This window comes from Microbacterium protaetiae, from assembly GCF_004135285.1.
Classification (GTDB): Bacteria; Actinomycetota; Actinomycetes; order Actinomycetales; family Microbacteriaceae; genus Microbacterium; species Microbacterium protaetiae.
Genome location: NZ_CP035494.1, coordinates 539,710 through 555,110, shown reverse-complemented (window position 1 = coordinate 555,110; position 15,401 = coordinate 539,710). Strand labels below are relative to the sequence as shown.

The 15,401-nt window shown below is 68.8% G+C and carries 15 protein-coding genes; 12 read left to right on the top strand and 3 right to left on the bottom strand.

Going from position 1 to position 15,401, the window contains the following annotated elements; translation table 11 throughout:
• Position 1: 1 nt before the first annotated feature.
• The 9 genes from ET475_RS17740 (at position 2) to ET475_RS02400 (ending at position 9,181) form a co-directional block, all read left to right on the top strand.
• Positions 2-1,288 (top strand): SseB family protein, encoded by a 1,287-nt coding sequence (locus ET475_RS17740; RefSeq protein ID WP_165310693.1) that lies wholly within the window; start codon positions 2-4, stop codon positions 1,286-1,288.
• Between the two features lie 113 nt (positions 1,289-1,401).
• Positions 1,402-1,854: a MarR family winged helix-turn-helix transcriptional regulator gene (locus ET475_RS02435; protein ID WP_129385690.1), complete on the top strand. Its 453-nt coding sequence runs from the start codon at positions 1,402-1,404 to the stop codon at positions 1,852-1,854.
• A complete protein-coding gene (locus ET475_RS02430; RefSeq protein WP_129385688.1) occupies positions 1,851-2,396 on the top strand; it encodes an isochorismatase family protein in 546 nt (181 codons plus the stop codon). Before ET475_RS02435 ends, ET475_RS02430 begins: the two co-directional genes overlap by 4 nt.
• Positions 2,393-3,769 carry an MFS transporter gene (locus tag ET475_RS02425; protein ID WP_129385686.1) on the top strand — a complete coding sequence of 459 codons (1,377 nt, stop codon included), beginning with the start codon at positions 2,393-2,395 and terminating at the stop codon, positions 3,767-3,769. Before ET475_RS02430 ends, ET475_RS02425 begins: the two co-directional genes overlap by 4 nt.
• Before the next feature lie 160 nt (positions 3,770-3,929).
• Positions 3,930-4,952 carry a non-homologous end-joining DNA ligase gene (gene ligD / locus ET475_RS02420; protein ID WP_129385684.1) on the top strand — a complete coding sequence of 341 codons (1,023 nt, stop codon included), beginning with the start codon at positions 3,930-3,932 and terminating at the stop codon, positions 4,950-4,952.
• A complete protein-coding gene (locus tag ET475_RS02415) occupies positions 4,952-5,419 on the top strand; it encodes a nitroreductase family deazaflavin-dependent oxidoreductase (protein WP_129385682.1) in 468 nt (155 codons plus the stop codon). Before ligD ends, ET475_RS02415 begins: the two co-directional genes overlap by 1 nt.
• 3 nt (positions 5,420-5,422) lie before the next feature.
• On the top strand, positions 5,423-6,484 hold the full coding sequence (locus tag ET475_RS02410; protein ID WP_129385680.1) for an ATP-dependent DNA ligase: 1,062 nt from the start codon (positions 5,423-5,425) through the stop codon (positions 6,482-6,484).
• Between the two features lie 1,043 nt (positions 6,485-7,527).
• The gene (locus tag ET475_RS02405) at positions 7,528-8,271 is read left to right on the top strand and encodes an SDR family oxidoreductase (RefSeq protein ID WP_129385678.1); all 744 of its coding nucleotides are present in this window, start codon (positions 7,528-7,530) and stop codon (positions 8,269-8,271) included.
• 310 nt (positions 8,272-8,581) lie between these two features.
• Positions 8,582-9,181 carry a TetR/AcrR family transcriptional regulator gene (locus ET475_RS02400; RefSeq protein ID WP_129385676.1) on the top strand — a complete coding sequence of 200 codons (600 nt, stop codon included), beginning with the start codon at positions 8,582-8,584 and terminating at the stop codon, positions 9,179-9,181.
• A gap of 6 nt (positions 9,182-9,187) precedes the next feature.
• On the opposite strand, the gene ET475_RS02395 is transcribed toward ET475_RS02400, so the two are convergent.
• Positions 9,188-9,853 (bottom strand): TetR/AcrR family transcriptional regulator, encoded by a 666-nt coding sequence (locus tag ET475_RS02395; protein WP_129385674.1) that lies wholly within the window; start codon positions 9,851-9,853, stop codon positions 9,188-9,190.
• A 184-nt stretch (positions 9,854-10,037) separates the two neighbouring features.
• Here ET475_RS02395 and sucC point away from each other — a divergent pair, with 184 nt between their 5' ends.
• The 3 genes from sucC (at position 10,038) to ET475_RS02375 (ending at position 13,516) form a co-directional block, all read left to right on the top strand.
• Positions 10,038-11,201 (top strand): ADP-forming succinate--CoA ligase subunit beta, encoded by a 1,164-nt coding sequence (sucC, locus tag ET475_RS02390; RefSeq protein ID WP_129385672.1) that lies wholly within the window; start codon positions 10,038-10,040, stop codon positions 11,199-11,201.
• Between the two features lie 27 nt (positions 11,202-11,228).
• Positions 11,229-12,131 carry a succinate--CoA ligase subunit alpha gene (gene sucD / locus ET475_RS02385; RefSeq protein ID WP_129385670.1) on the top strand — a complete coding sequence of 301 codons (903 nt, stop codon included), beginning with the start codon at positions 11,229-11,231 and terminating at the stop codon, positions 12,129-12,131.
• A gap of 929 nt (positions 12,132-13,060) precedes the next feature.
• On the top strand, positions 13,061-13,516 hold the full coding sequence (locus ET475_RS02375) for a nitroreductase family deazaflavin-dependent oxidoreductase (protein ID WP_129385668.1): 456 nt from the start codon (positions 13,061-13,063) through the stop codon (positions 13,514-13,516).
• A gap of 38 nt (positions 13,517-13,554) precedes the next feature.
• Here ET475_RS02375 and ET475_RS17735 read toward each other — a convergent pair whose 3' ends face one another.
• Complete coding sequence (locus tag ET475_RS17735) at positions 13,555-13,698, bottom strand: hypothetical protein (protein WP_165310691.1); 144 nt, start codon at positions 13,696-13,698, stop codon at positions 13,555-13,557.
• A 203-nt stretch (positions 13,699-13,901) separates the two neighbouring features.
• A complete protein-coding gene (locus ET475_RS02370) occupies positions 13,902-15,365 on the bottom strand; it encodes an NCS2 family permease (protein ID WP_129385666.1) in 1,464 nt (487 codons plus the stop codon).
• Positions 15,366-15,401 lie beyond the last annotated feature (36 nt).

Sequence of the window (15,401 nt, the reverse complement as noted above, 5' to 3'; positions counted from 1 at the left end):
AATGGCTCTTTTCTCCCGCGGCTCGAAGACGACCGGTTCCGACAACGGCGATTCCGAGGCACCTGAGGCGGCCGCCGAGGTGGAGGCCGCCAGCACATCGACCGACGCCGTCACCGCCGATTCGACGGCAGCGGATGCTGCGGGCGGGCCTGCGGCCGATGCCAACACGGCGTCTGCAGTCGATGCCGCGACCACGGCGGACGTGTCCGGCGCCCAAGACGTGCCCCAGGTAGGAATCTCCACGACGTCGTACGGCGGCTTCGGTGCCGGCGCGGCGCAGCCGGCCGCCCCTCAGGCCACGGCTTCTCAGCCCACAGGAGAGCCGCCCGCACCGGCCGAGACGATTCCCGGCCTGCCCGACAACGTCGTGCTGCGCGGATCGCTGGGCGCCCTCGGCGAGAACCCGGAACCGCACGAGATTCTCGGGGTCGCACGACAGCTGTTGCAGGGCAATGTGTACCTGCGGGTGAAGGGCAACGCGCAAGAGCTCATGAACGCCGGCGAGGCGCTGCCTTTGGCTGTTGCGACTCGCGACGAAGGCCAGTTCGTCATGCTCTACAGCTCGGGGGCAGCGCTGGCTGCGGCTGTGCAGGCCGATGGCGACACCGAGACCTCGGCGATGGGGCAGCCCGGGCCTGCCGTGCTGCAGTATGTGCTGCAGGGAGAGTTCGCCGGGGTCATGGTCGATCATGCCTCGACCCCGGCCGCCGTGGTGCTGCCGCGTGCCCTGATCGAGCGCATGGTCGCCGAGTGGGATCCGCAGTGCACCCTCAAGAAGCTCGTCAGCGGCCCGCGCACCGACGACACGGCCGCACAGGTCGCTGAGGCGCTGGCGAGCACTCCGTTGTGGATCGCGGTGAACCGCGCCTCGGACGACGACGACTGGGGAGTGGCCGAATCGCGCACCGCATCGGGTGAGCGCATTCTGCCGGTGTTCTCGCATCCGCTCGAGGTCGTCGCTCTGGGACGTAACGATCGGCCGATGCCGTTCAGCCCGGCGCAACTCGGACAAGCACTGCGCGGTGATGACGGCATCGAGGGTGTGGTCGTCGATCCCGTCGGGCCCTGGATCCGCGTGAACCGCGACGAGTTGGGCGCTGTGCTCGCACTGCCTGAGCCCGAGGCAGCGCAGCAGATCGCCGAGGAGCCGGATGCGGCAGCCGAGGAGCCGGATGCGGCAGCCGAGGAGCCGGATGCGGCAGCCGAGGAGCAGGATGCGGCAGCCGAAGCGTCCGCGAACGCTGCAGACGCGGCATCCGCCACTGAGAACGCGACCCGCGAGAGCTGATCCGCGCAGAACGCGCACCGCGAGAGCTGACCCGCGCAGAACGGCACGGGGAATCCCGTGCTCGCACCGATGAATTCAGGCAAACTGTACAGGTTGCCTGAAGAAGTGTTACGGTGTCGGATGTGACCGACATCGACGAGACTGCCGCCGCGCTGCGCGTCGTGGCCTCGCGCCTGTATCGCCGGCTGCGCGCCGAGGCGGGCAATGCCGAGTACAGTGCCGCGCAGGTCGCGGTGATCCGGCGCCTGCTCGACGAAGGCCCGGCCACGACCTCTGAGCTGGCACGTGCCGAGGGGATGCGCCCGCAGTCGATGAGCGCGACTGTGGCCTCGCTGGTCGACGCCGGCATCCTCACCCGGCAGCCCGACCCGAACGACGGGCGCGCCGTGCAGGTTTCGCTCTCCGACGACGGCGAGCGCGCCCTGCGCCAGGGGCGCAGCGCCAAGCAGGAGTGGCTTGTGCGCACCCTCTCTGAACGGTTCACCGCCGACGAACTGCACACTTTGACCGCTGCCGTCGCTCTTGTCGAGCGGATGCTGCAGCCCGACCCGAAAGATGCCCTGTGACCCTCACCACCCTTGACCCGCGCACCGCGCTGGTCATCATCGATCTGCAGGCGGGAATCGCCGGCTCCCCTCAGGCCGCCCCCGTCGTCGCCCGCGCCGTGGAGCTCGCCGACGCGTTCCGTGCACACGACCTGCCGGTCGTGCTCGTGAACGTCGTCTCCGGAGCCCCCGGACGCACCGAGCGCCCGCGGCCGGCGGCAGCGCGCCCCGAGGGATGGGCCGAGCTGCTGCCCGAATTGGGTGAGGGCATCCGCGTCACGAAGAAGACCTGGGGCGCTTTCCACGGCACCGATCTGGACGAACGGCTGCGCGAACAAGGCGTCACCCAGGTGGTGCTCAGCGGCATCGCGACGAGCAAGGGCGTCGAATCGACGGCGCGGTCGGCGCACGAACACGGGTACAACGTGACGGTGGCCGTCGATGCCGTGGCCGACACCGATCCCGACTCCCACCGCAACGCCGTGGAGCGCATTTTCCCGGCGCTGGGAGAGACGGGCACCACCGCGCAGATCATCGACCTGCTGGAGGCGACGCAGCGTTGACCCCGACCGCCGTCGGAGAGCGTCCGTTCCGGGCGAGGTTCGTCACCCCGCTGCTGTGGGGCACCTCGCTCAACCCGATCAATTCCTCGATCATCGCGACCTCGCTGGTCGCCATCGGCACCGGCTTCGGCGTCAGCGCCGGGCAGACGGCCACGCTCGTGGCCGCCGTCTACGTCGCCAGCGCGGTCGCGCAGCCGGCGATGGGTCGACTGGCGAGCCAGTTCGGGGCACGTCGGGTGTTCCTGATCGGGCTGTCGATCGTGACCCTCGCCGGCATCGTCGGCACTTTCGCGCCCTCGTTCGGCTGGCTGATCGCCTCGCGGGCCCTGATCGGCATCGGCACGGCGGCCGGCTACCCGACCGCGATGGCGATGATCAGATCCCGTGCCGAGGCGGCGGGCAGCGGCATCCCGGGCACAGTACTCGGGGGGATCTCGATCGCCGGCCAGGTGACGGCGGCCCTCGGCCTGCCGTTGGGCGGGCTGCTGGTGGGACTGTGGGGATGGCCGGCGGTGTTCGCCGTGAACATTCCGCTGGGCCTTGCCGGCATCGTGCTGGCGCTGGTGTGGCTGCCCGCCGACAAGCCCCGAGTGCGCAGTTCGGCACGGGAGCTGGCCCGCGCTCTCGATCCGCTCGGCATGGCGTTCTTCACCGCGGCGGTGATCGCCCTGATCGCGGTGCTGTCGGATGTGCGGCATCCGAATTGGTGGTTCGCCGGTGCATTCGCGGTGGCCGTGGCAGCCATGATCTGGTGGGAGCTGCGCGCGCGGCATCCCTTCATCGATCTGCGGATGCTGGCGGGCAATCATCCGCTGGTGCGCACATATCTGCGCCAAGCGCTGACCCTGATGGCCGCGTACACGGTGCTGTACGGCTATGTGCAGTGGCTCGAGGAGGGGCGCGGGCTTGCCGCCAGCGTCAGCGGGCTGGTCATGCTGCCGATGAGCGCGGTCGCCGCGATCGGCGCCGCCGTGATCGCACCGCGCGCGCAGGTGCGTGGGCCGCTGCTGATCAGCGCTGTCGCAGTCATCGCCGGCGGCGTGGCCTTGACGCTCGTCGGCGCCCACACGAACGTGGTACTTCTTGTCGCCTTGAGTCTCGTGTTCGGTGTCGTGATGGGCATGAACTCCACGGCCAATCAGGCCGCGCTCTACACCCAGACCACCTCCGATGAGATCGGCGTGGCCTCGGGCCTGCTGCGTACGTCGAGCTATCTGGGCGCTATCTTCGCCTCGGCGCTGATAGCACTCGCCTTCCCCGGGCGCGCCACCGACGCCGGTCTGCACGCTGCCGCGCTGGTGCTGGTGGGGCTGGGCGTGGCGGTGCTGCTGCTGGTGCTGCTCGACCGGCGGCTGCCGTGGCGAGGACACTGAGCCGTGGCATCCCGCCGCTGTTGTGACAGGCACGGGGCTGCGGCATCCCGCCCCTGTTGTGACAGGCACGGGGCTGCGGCATCCCGCCCCTGTTGTGACAGGCACGGGCTGCGGCATCCCGCCCCTGTTGAATGTCGGTGCTGATCGATAGCGTTGGCGCATGGCTTCACCGCGGATCACACTGACGGTGCCCGGGCCGCACGGCGACCGCGAGGTCTCTTTGTCGAGTCCCGATCGGGTGGTGTGGCCCGATGCCGGCATCACCAAGCGCGAGTTGGCCGAATATTTCATCGCCGTCGCCGAGCCGTTCCTGGCCGCCAACGGCAACCGTCCGGTTTCTTTGCAGCGGTTCCCCGACGGCATCGACGGCGAGGCGTTCTTCTCGAAGAACCCACCCAAGGGGGCTCCCGACTATGTCGAGAGCGTCACCGTGACGTACAACAGCGGGCGGCGGCATCCGCAGCTCGTGCTCACCGAGATCGCCGCGGCGGTGTGGGCCGCGCAGATGAACACGGTCGTCTTCCATCCCTGGGCGTCGCTGGCCGCCGACACCGATCACCCGGTCGAGCTGCGCATCGACCTCGACCCGCAGCCGGGCACCGACTTCGCCGACGCTGTGGCGGTGGCCCCGGCGCTGCGCGAGGTGCTGGCAGAGGCGGGGCTGGATGCCTGGGTGAAAACGAGCGGCAGCCGCGGCCTGCATGTGTTCTGCCCGATCGAGCCGATGTACGAGTTCCTCGACGTGCGGCACGCGGTCATCGCCGCCGGCCGTGAGCTGGCCCGGCGCCTGCCCGAGAAGGTCACGATGGACTGGTGGAAGGAAGAGCGCGGCGCGCGCATCTTCATCGACTTCAACCAGGCCAACCGTGACCGCACCATGGCCGGTGCGTACAGCCCCCGCGCCCTGCCCGCGGCCACCGTGTCGACGCCGGTGACGTGGAACGAACTGACCGACGTCGACCCCGCCTCGTTCACGGTGCGCACGATTCCGCGGCGGCTTGCCGAGGTGGGCGATCCGTGGCGTCAGCTGGCCGCGAAACCGGGCCGGATCGACACGCTCCTGGAGTGGTGGCAGCGCGACCTCGACGACGGACTGGGCGAACTTCCCTTCCCACCGGAGTTTCCGAAGATGCCGGGCGAGCCGCCCCGGGTGCAGCCGAGCCGGACGCGCAAGGAGGACTGATGAGGGCATCGCGCATCGACCGGGCGATCGCCGCGCTGTTAGGCACGCAGTGGCTCGTGCGTGCGCCTATCGCCCTGTATCGCGCCGGCTTCGGGTGGCTGTTCGGCACGCGCCTGGTCATGATCGAACACCTTGGTCGCGTCTCGCGCGAGCCGCGTTTCGTCGTCGTCGAGGTGGCCGAGCGCACTCGCAACCGCATCGTGGTCGCGTCGGGATTCGGCACGAAGGCCCAGTGGTACCGCAATCTCGGGGCCAACTCCGTCGCCTACCTCAGCACCGGGCGGGCGCGGCGGGTGCGTGCGCACGTGCGTCTTCTCGACCGGGATGAGTCGACCACAGCTCTGCAGCGGTATGCAGCGCAGCATCCCGTCGCCTGGAAACATCTGAAGGGGGCGATGGATGCCGCAGCCGGCGCAGACGCGTTCATCCCGCTCGTCGAGTTCACCCCGCCGCGCACGAAAGATTGAGCCATGCAGCTGCCCGTCATGCCACCCGTCGCACCGATGCTCGCCAAGTCGGTCAAGGAGATCCCCGATCTCGGGCACGCCGAGCCCAAGTGGGACGGTTTCCGCACCATCGTCTTCCGAGACGGTGACGAGGTCGTGCTCGGCAGCCGCAACGAACGGCCGCTGACCCGGTACTTTCCCGAACTCGTCGACGCGCTCAAAGCGCACACGCCAACGCGTTGCGTCATCGACGGAGAGATCGTCGTGGCCACCGACGACCACCTCGATTTCGAGGCGCTGCAGCAGCGCATTCACCCGGCCGACAGCAGGGTTCGACTGCTGGCCGCACAGACACCCGCCTCGTTCATCGGGTTCGACCTGCTCGCTCTCGACGATCTCGACCTCATGCCGCAGCCCTTCGGGCAGCGCCGTGCGCGTCTGGTCGAAGCACTGGGGGATGCCGCCGACCCGATCTTCGTCACACCGTCGACCGCCGACCTTCAGCAGGCGCGGGAGTGGTTCGACAGCTTCGAGGGTGCGGGGCTCGACGGCGTCGTGGCCAAGCCGCTTGAGGGCACGTACCAGCCGGGCAAGCGCAGCATGTTCAAGATCAAGCACGAACGCACCGCCGACTGCGTCGTCGCCGGATTCCGCTGGCACAAGACCGGCGATGTGGTCGGCTCGCTGCTGCTGGGCCTGTACAGCGACGACGGGCAGCTGCAACACGTCGGCGTGACCGCCTCGTTTCCGATGGCGCGCCGCAAGACCCTTCTCGATGAGCTCGCGCCGTACCGTGACGTCGATCTGGCGCAGCATCCCTGGGGTAGGTGGGCAGAGCACGAGGCCGGTGATCAGCGGCGCCCGGGCGCGGTGAGCAGGTGGAACGCCGGCAAGGACCTCTCGTTCGTGCCGCTGCGCCCCGAACTCGTCGTCGAGGTGGCCTATGACCACATGGAAGGCGATCGTTTTCGCCACATTCCGAGCTTTCGCCGCTGGCGTCCCGACCGTGACCCGCGCTCATGCACGTTCGATCAGCTGGAAGAGGCCACCGACTTTCGGCTGTCGGCGATTCTTCCGGGGCGGTGACGGCCAGCCGCGCCGGTGGCGGCCGGCACGGCGTGGCAGCCGGGACGGCGATGGCGGACGGCACGGCGGTGGCGGTGACGACGGCCGCGGGGCGGGGTGCGCGTGACGCCGGTGCGGGGCGGGGTGCGAGTGACGCCGGCGCGGGGCGGCGTGCGCGTGACGCCGGTGCGAGGCGACGCTCGCAGACATGTCGGGTCGCGGCATCCACCCCTCGGATTCACTCGCGCTACCCGATTCCGCGTTCGTGGGGGACGGGGTGCGGCGTGCTGATTTGCTCGCGCTATCCGGTTCTGCGTTCGCGGGTGTAAATCGCATGCGCGGATGCGGATTCGGGTAGCGCGAGCGGAGGGGTGTCGTCGAAACGAGGCGCGGGTGCGAAATGGGGTAGCGGATGCGGATTGGGGGCGCGGATGCTGATTGCGGTGGCGCGGGGGACGGTGCGAGGGGTGTCGTTCAGGTCGCGCTATCCGGTTCTGCGTTCGCGGGTGTGAATCGCATGCGCGGATGCGGATTCGGGTAGCGCGAGTGGTGGGGTGTCGTCGAAACGGGGCGCGGATGCGGGTTGGGGTAGCGGACGCGGATTGGGGGCGCGGATGCTGGTTGCGGTGGCGCGAGCGCGGGAGCGTCGAAACGAGCGCGGACGCTGAAGGGCCGCGTGGGCGCGGAATGGGGTGGCGTACGCGGATTCGGGTAGCGCGAGGGACGGGGCGCGGTGTGCTGATTCGCTCGCGCTATCCGATTCTGCGTTCGCGGGTGTGAATCGCATGCGCGGGTGCGGATTCGGGTAGCGCGAGTGGCGGGGTGTCGTCGAAATGGGGCGCGGATGCGGAATGGGGGCGCGGATGCGGAATGGGGGCGCGGATGCGGATTGGGGGCGCGGATGCGGAATGGGGTAGCGGATGCGGAATGGGGGCGCGGATGCGGAATGAGGTAGCGGATGCGGAACGGGGTAGCGGATGCGGATTCGAGCAGCGCGAGCGGGCGCGTGTGCTAGCGTGAACCACACAAACCGACCAGCCGGTATGACTCGATGAGGAGACGTGATGGCTCTCAACCGCTTCGCAGACACCGTGACGCTGATCACCGGCTCCAGCCGCGGCATCGGCTTCGCGGTGGCCAAGCGCCTGGTCGACGAAGGCGGAGCGGTCGTGATCACCGGCCGCAAGCAGGAGGCCCTGGATGCCGCGGTGGCTGAACTCGGTCCGGCCGCCTCGGGCATCGCCGGCCACGCGGATGACCCCGCGCACCGCGCCGCGGTCTACCAACACATCGCCGAGCGGCACGGACACCTCGAACACCTCGTGAACAACACCGGGATCAACCCGGTCTACGGCCCGATCGTGGATGTCGACGCGGACGCCGCCCGCAAGATCCTCGAGGTGAACGTCGTGGCCACCCTCGACTGGACCCGCGATGCGGTGGCTGCGGGACTATCGCGATCGGTCGTCAACATCGCGTCGGTGGCCGGCCTCGGCGCCAGCCCGGGCATCGCCTTCTACGGCATCTCGAAGGCGGCCGTGATCAACCTGACGATGCAACTGGCGTTCGAACTCGCGCCCGCGGTCCGTGTCAACGCCGTCGCGCCGGCGATCATCAAGACGCGGTTCGCGCGGGCCCTGTACGAAGGGCGCGAGGCGCAGGTCGCCGACGATTACCCGTTGAAGCGGCTCGGGGAACCGGCCGATGTCGCCGGGCCCGTCGCGTTCCTGCTGTCGGCGGATGCCGCGTGGATCACCGGCCACGCGCTGCCGATCGACGGCGGGTCAGGCATCCGCCCCCTCGCGTAAGCGCGAGCGCGTGAGCGTGCGTGAGCGTGAGCGAGTGGGCGTGCGTGAGCGTGAGCGTGCGTGAGGGTAAGCGTGAGCGTGAGCGAGTGGGCGTGTGTGAGCGGGTGAGCGTGCGTGAGCGTGAGCGTGTGTGAGCGTGAGCGAGTGGGCGTGCGTGAGCGTGAGCGTGCGTGAGGGTAAGCGTGAGCGTGAGCGAGTGGGCGTGTGTGAGCGGGTGAGCGTGCGTGAGCGTGAGCGTGTGTGAGCGTGAGCATGAGCATGAGCATGAGCGTGAGCGCGAGCGCCCGCGCAGTGCGAAAGGATTGACGCCATGAAGGACTCCCACGTCGCAGACGACGTCACGCGCGCTGCGGTCGAGCTTTTCGCGGTGCAGGGCTATGCCAGCACGAGCGTGCAGCAGATCGTCGAGGCGGCCGGCGTCACCAAGGGCGCGATGTACCACTACTTCGAGTCGAAGGACGACCTGCTGTTCGGCATCTACGATCGGCTGCTGTCACTGCAGAAGACGCGGCTCGACGCGATCATCACTGCGGGCGGCGACATCGATCAGGTGCTGCGCGCGGCCTGCGTCGACGTCATCGAGACCTCGATCGACGATCTGCCGGCGGCCACCGTGTTCTTTCGCAGCGCGCACCTGGTCTCGGCCTCTCGGCAGCATGAGGTCACCCGGCGCCGGCGCGCATATCACGACGCGTTCGTCGCGCTCATCGAGCAAGGCCAGGCGCAGGGTCTGTGGCGCACCGACATTCCCACCGCGGTGCTGGTTGCCCACTTCTTCAGCGACGTGCACTACCTGTCGCAGTGGTATTCGCCCGAGGGTCCCGAGAGCAAGACGCAGGTGGCCGAGCAGCTCACGGATCTTTTTCTGGCAGGAATCAGCAGACCGGATGCCGCGAGCCGGCGCGGGTGAGAGAGCTCACGATGCCCCGGGCAGGTCGGCGCGCAGCCGGCGTGCGACCTCGGCCACCGGCATCCGGCGCGGAAAGACGGCGACCACGACATCGTCGGAGGCCGGAGCGGCCGCGGTGCCGAGCACGCCGAAGCGGCGCAGCGCCTCGTCGAGGGCGGCACTGAGGACCGAGACCGGCACACGCTTGGTGCCGCGGATCAGCCGCCGCAGCACATGGTTGTGGATGGCGGTGACGACCGCGGCGAAGCTGACCGCGTCCACCGGATCAAGACCGGGCAACGCGTCGCGCAGATACTCGTCGAACAGCCGTTCGTAGCGGAACACCGTGACGATCTCACGTTCGCGCAGCGCCGGCACCTGGCGCACGACGGCGTACCGCCGCCGCGCCAGGTCGGGGTCGGCGGCGAAGTGCCGAAACACCTTGATACAGGCATCCCGCACCGCAAGCCACGGGTCGTCGTGGGGTTTGCCGAGGTATTCGCGCAGCATGTCCAGCAGCAGTTCGTGATCGGCGAAGACGACATCGTCTTTGCCACCGAACTGTCGGAAGAACGTCGACCGCGACACCCCGGCGGCCTTCGCTATCTGCTCGACCGAGGTGGCCTCGAAGCCCTGCCGGTCGAACAGGTCGAGCGCCGCGGCCATGACGGCGGTGCGCGAAGAGGTGCTCATGTTCCGAGATTAGTCGTGAGACCGCCCGGCCCGCGGCATCCATTCCAGGGATGCCGTCCCCGCAGGGTAAGGATGCACGGGGGCTCTCAGGCACCGGTAGTAGGCTGGGGGATCGGTCGATTTATCTCGACGTCGAGACGTTTTTCGCCTCATCACCCCACATTCGTCCCAACGAAGGATTGCAGTGGATCTCTACGAGTACCAGGCACGAGACCTGTTCGAACAGTATGAGGTGCCGGTGCTTCCCGGCATCATCGCCGATACCCCCGAAGAAGTGAAGGCTGCGGCCGAGAAGCTGGGCGGGGTCGTCGTCGTCAAGGCGCAGGTCAAGACCGGCGGTCGCGGAAAGGCCGGCGGCGTCAAGGTCGCAAAGACGCCCGAGGAGGCGTATGAGGCGGCCCAGGCCATTCTGGGTCTGGACATCAAGGGCCACATCGTCAAGCGCGTGATGGTCGCCGGCGGCGCCCGCATCGCGAAGGAGTTCTACTTCTCGGTGCTGCTGGATCGCGCCAACCGCTCCTACCTGTCGCTCTCCAGCGTCGAGGGCGGCATGGAGATCGAGCAGCTCGCCGTCGAGAAGCCCGAGGCGCTCGCGCGCGTCGAGGTCGACCCGCTCACCGGCATCGACCAGGCGAAGGCGCTCGAGATCGCCCAGGCTGCCGGCTTCGACGCCGATCTGGCCCCGAAGGTGGCCGAGGTGTTCGTCAAGCTCTACAACGTGTACAAGGGTGAGGACGCCACGCTCGTCGAGGTGAACCCGCTCGTGCAGACCGAAGAGGGTGACATCATCGCCCTCGACGGCAAGGTGTCGCTCGACGACAATGCGTCGTTCCGTCACCCGAACCACGAGGCGCTCGAAGACAAGTCGGCCGCTGACCCGCTCGAGGCCAAGGCCAAGCAGCACGACCTCAACTATGTGAAGCTCGACGGCCAGGTCGGCATCATCGGCAACGGTGCGGGCTTGGTCATGTCCACGCTCGACGTCGTCGCGTACGCCGGCGAGAAGCACGGCGGCGTGAAGCCGGCCAACTTCCTCGACATCGGCGGCGGGGCCTCGGCCACCGTCATGGCCGCGGGCCTCGACGTGATCCTGGGCGACGCGCAGGTCAAGAGCGTCTTCGTCAACGTGTTCGGCGGCATCACCTCGTGCGTGGCCGTGGCCGAAGGCATCGTCAAGGCGCTGGAGATTCTCGGGGATGCCGCCACCAAGCCGCTGGTCGTGCGCCTCGACGGCAACCAGGTCGAAGAGGGCCGGGCCATTCTCGCCGGTGCGAACCACCCGCTGGTGACCTTGGCTTCGAGCATGGACGAAGGCGCCGACAAGGCCGCCGAGCTGGCCAACGCCTGAGCCTGACGACGAGATAAGGACAAGAGAATGTCGATCTACCTCAACAAGGATTCCAAGGTCATCGTCCAGGGCATCACCGGCGGCGAGGGCACCAAGCACACCGCGCTCATGCTCAAGGCCGGCACCAACGTCGTCGGCGGCGTGAACGCGCGCAAGGCCGGCACCACGGTGTCGCACACCGACAAGGACGGCAACCCCGTCGAGCTGCCCGTGTTCGGCACGGTGGCCGAGGCCATCGAGAAGACGGGCGCCGACGTGTCGATCGCCTTCGTGCCGCCGGCGTTCACCAAGGACGCGATGATCGAAGCCATCGACACCGAGATTCCGCTGCTCGTGGTCATCACCGAGGGTGTGCCGGTCGGCGACACCGCCGAGGCCTGGGCCTACGCGCAGAGCAAGGGCAACAAGACCCGCATCATCGGTCCGAACTGCCCCGGCGTCATCACTCCGGGTGAGGCGCTGGTGGGCATCACGCCGGCCAACATCACCGGCAAGGGCCCGATCGGCCTGGTGTCGAAGTCGGGCACGCTGACCTACCAGATGATGTTCGAGCTGCGCGACCTGGGCTTCTCGACCGCCATCGGCATCGGCGGTGACCCGGTCATCGGCACCACCCACATCGACGCGCTGGCCGCGTTCGAGGCCGACCCCGAGACCAAGGCGATCGTCATGATCGGCGAGATCGGCGGCGACGCCGAAGAGCGCGCGGCCGAGTTCATCAAGGCGAACGTCACCAAGCCGGTCGTCGGCTACGTCGCCGGATTCACCGCGCCCGAGGGCAAGACCATGGGCCACGCCGGCGCCATCGTGTCCGGCTCGGCCGGCACCGCGCAGGCCAAGAAGGAGGCCCTCGAGGCCGCCGGCGTCAAGGTCGGCAAGACGCCCAGCGAAACCGCCGAGCTGATGCGCGAGATCATCACCGCGCTGTAAAGCACGACATGAGGGGCGGATGCCTCGACCCGCGCGATCGCGGCGGTCGAGGCATCCGCCCCTCTCGTCTGCCGCGGCGGGACTGGTGGTGGGGGAGTGCTGCGGCGGTTGCGGCGTGCGCGGGGGCGCTGCGGCGTTAGGGCGCGGGAGCGCTGCGGGGGTTGTGCCGTCTGAAGTCGTCGCTTCGCGTGGTGGGATGCGACGGTTTGGGCCGGTGTGCGCGGGGCGGTGGCGGTTCTACCGTCCGGTGTGGTCGCTTGTGGGGCCGGATGCGACGGTTTGGGGCGGCGTGCGCGGGCTGGTGGTGAACGCGGCGGTTTTGCTGTCCGAAGTGGTCGCTTGTGTGGTGGGATGCGACGGTTTGGGCCGGTGTGCGCGGGGCGGTGGTGGTTCTACCGTCCGGAGTGGTCGCTTCGTGTGGTGGGATGCGGCGGTTTGGGACGGCGTGCGCGGGCTGGCGGTGAACGCGGCGGTTCCGCCGTCCGAGGTGGTCGTTTGCGTGGCCGGATGCGACGGTTTGGGCCGGTGTGCGCGGGGTGGCGGAGGATGCGCCGTCCGGAGTGGTCGCTTCGTGTGGTGGGATGCGACGGGTTTGGGACGGCGTGCGCGGGGATGGCGTGCGCGGGGGCGCTGCGGCGGTTGTACCGTCCGGAGTGGTCGCTTGGTGTGGTGGGATGCGGCGGTTTGGGCCGGCGTGCGCGGGGCGGTGGTGGTTCTGCCGTCCGGAGTGGTCGCTTGGTGTGGTGGGATGCGGGGGTTTGGGCCGGCGTGCGCGGGGACGGCATGCGCGGGGACGGCATGCGCGGGGCCGGCGTGCGCGGGGCCGGCGTGCGCGGGGACGGCATGCGCGGGGACGGCGGAGAACTCGAGCGTCGGGCTGGGGGCAGGATGCCGCGGACCCACGTCGTGCGGGGCGGTAGCGTGAAGCCATGCCACTGACCGGAGAGTACAAGCCCAGCACCGCTGCATGGGCGCGCGAGCAAGCCGAGACATTCGAGGCGACCGCGGGCGAAGAAGCGAACACGCTGCGCGGCAAGCCCATCATCGTGCTGACCACCGTCGGGGCGAAGACCGGCGCGCTGCGCAAGACGGCGCTGATGCGCGTCGAGCACGGTGGTCGCTACGCGGTCGTCGCCTCGAAGGGCGGCGCGCCCGTCGAGCCCGCCTGGGCGGGCAACCTGCGCAAGAACCCTCAGGTCGAACTGCAGGACGGCGCTCTCACACGCGATTACACCGCGCACGAGAGCTCCGGCGCTGAACGAGACGAATGGTGGGCGCGCGCCGTGGAGGCCTGGCCCGACTACGCCGAATACCAGAAGAAGACCGACCGGGTGATCGCCCTGTTCGTGCTCGAGCCACTCGCAACAGACTCCGTCGCCGGCTGAGCCGCACTCCGATCAGCCGCTGTAGCCGATCGGCCACGTCACACCGAACCGGTCGGCGACCCGGCCGTCACGGTCGCCCATGGGCGGCGCTGCAGCGGGTCGATGATGGTTCCGCCCTGGGCAAGCGCGGTGAACCAGCCCTGCATGGTCGCTGGCGCCGCGGTGCCGAGCAGGGCGAACATGCGGCTTGCGCGCGGGATGCCGCGGCGGGCGCGCGACGCTGCCGGCTTGCGCGCGACACTACCGGTTTGCGCGCGGGATGCCGCGGCTTGCGCGCACGGCACTACCGGCTCGCATGGGATACCGCGGCGTGCGCGCGCGACACTACCGGCTCGCGCGGGATACCGCATCGCGCGTGAGGCTGCATCGCGCGGGATGCCGCGGCTCACCCGCCGATCAGCTGCTCGAGCGGTCCGCGCGCGAAGTAGATGGCGAAGCCTGCGGCCACGATCCACAGCAGCGGGCTTATCTGGCGGGCCTTGCCCGACAGCGAGCGGATGACGACCCAGGCGATGAAGCCCGCGCCGATGCCGTTGGCGATCGAGTAGGTGAACGGCATGACCGCCACCGTGATGAACACCGGGATCAGCACCGACATGTCGTGGAACTCGATGCGGCGGATCTGCGACATCATCAGCGCGCCGACCACGACCAGGGCCGCAGAGGCGACCTCACTGGGCACGATCGAGGTCAGCGGAGTGAGGAACATGGCGATCAGGAACAGTGCGCCGGTGACGAGGTTGGCCACGCCTGTGCGCGCCCCCTCGCCGATGCCCGACGCCGACTCGACGAACACGGTGTTCGACGATCCCGAGGTCGCGCCACCCATCACGGCGCCGACGCCCTCGATGATCAGCGCCGACTTCAGGCGAGGGAAGTTGCCCTTGCCGTCAGAGAGCCCGGCCTCTTCGGCCAGGCCGGTCATCGTGCCCATCGCGTCGAAGAAGTTGGTGAACACGAGGGTGAAGATCAGCATGATGCACGCGATGGCCCCGATACGGCCCCAGCTGTGCACGAGATCGACGTGACCGACCAGGCCCAGATCGGGCAGGCTCAGCCACTGCGCGGGAAGCGCGGGGATCGACATCGACCAGCCGTTGGGGTTGTCGGCGCTCTTGGCGCCCAGATGCCAGATCGCCTCGATGATCATGGCCACCACTGTGCCCGACACCAGCGCTATCAGCAGCGCGGCCTTGACCTTGCGCGCCATGAGGATTCCGGCCAGCAGCAGCGTCAGCACGAACAGCAGGGTGGGAACGGTCGCGATCGAGCCGTTCACCCCGAGGCCGACGGGCGGCGAATTCAGCCCTGTGCCGGTCACGAAGGTGCCGTCGACGAGCCCGATGAAGGCGATGAACATGCCGATGCCGACCGTGATGGCGATCTTCAGCTCCATCGGGATGGCGTCCATGATCATGCGCCGCAGTCCAGTCGCCGACAGCAGCACGATGATCAGACCGTTGATGAGCACCAGGCCCATGGCCTCGGGCCAGGTCAACTGCCCGACCACGCTCACCGCCAGGAACGAGTTGATGCCCAGGCCCGCGGCGAATGCGAAAGGCAGGCGGGAGATCAGGCCGAACAGGATCGTCATGGCACCGGCGGTCAAAGCGGTCACGGCGGCAAGCTGCTGGCCGTCGAGGATGTTGCCGGCGACGTCTTTCGTGCCCCCGAGGATGATCGGGTTGAGGATGACGATGTACGCCATGGTCACGAACGTGACGATGCCGCCGCGGATCTCGGTGCCGAGGGTCGATCCGCGCTTGCTGATCTCGAAGAACCTGTCGAACCCGTTCTTGGGCGGGCGGGCTTCTTCGGCGGTCGATTCGGGCGCAGGGGCTGTGCTCATAAGTGGGGGACCTCCGAGAGAAACATAGCGTCAGGC

What these genes read in the sequence shown, in the direction of transcription:
- ET475_RS02410 (WP_129385680.1), top strand. Translation starts at nt 5,423, where the DNA reads ATGCAGCTGCCCGTCATGCCACCCGTCGCACCGATGCTCGCCAAGTCG.
- ET475_RS02395 (WP_129385674.1), bottom strand. Translation starts at nt 9,853, where the DNA reads ATGAGCACCTCTTCGCGCACCGCCGTCATGGCCGCGGCGCTCGACCTG.
- ET475_RS02400 (WP_129385676.1), top strand. Translation starts at nt 8,582, where the DNA reads ATGAAGGACTCCCACGTCGCAGACGACGTCACGCGCGCTGCGGTCGAG.
- ET475_RS02415 (WP_129385682.1), top strand. Translation starts at nt 4,952, where the DNA reads ATGAGGGCATCGCGCATCGACCGGGCGATCGCCGCGCTGTTAGGCACG.
- ET475_RS02375 (WP_129385668.1), top strand. Translation starts at nt 13,061, where the DNA reads ATGCCACTGACCGGAGAGTACAAGCCCAGCACCGCTGCATGGGCGCGC.
- ET475_RS02370 (WP_129385666.1), bottom strand. Translation starts at nt 15,365, where the DNA reads ATGAGCACAGCCCCTGCGCCCGAATCGACCGCCGAAGAAGCCCGCCCG.
- ET475_RS02405 (WP_129385678.1), top strand. Translation starts at nt 7,528, where the DNA reads ATGGCTCTCAACCGCTTCGCAGACACCGTGACGCTGATCACCGGCTCC.
- ET475_RS17740 (WP_165310693.1), top strand. Translation starts at nt 2, where the DNA reads ATGGCTCTTTTCTCCCGCGGCTCGAAGACGACCGGTTCCGACAACGGC.
- ET475_RS17735 (WP_165310691.1), bottom strand. Translation starts at nt 13,698, where the DNA reads ATGTTCGCCCTGCTCGGCACCGCGGCGCCAGCGACCATGCAGGGCTGG.
- sucD (WP_129385670.1), top strand. Translation starts at nt 11,229, where the DNA reads ATGTCGATCTACCTCAACAAGGATTCCAAGGTCATCGTCCAGGGCATC.
- ligD (WP_129385684.1), top strand. Translation starts at nt 3,930, where the DNA reads ATGGCTTCACCGCGGATCACACTGACGGTGCCCGGGCCGCACGGCGAC.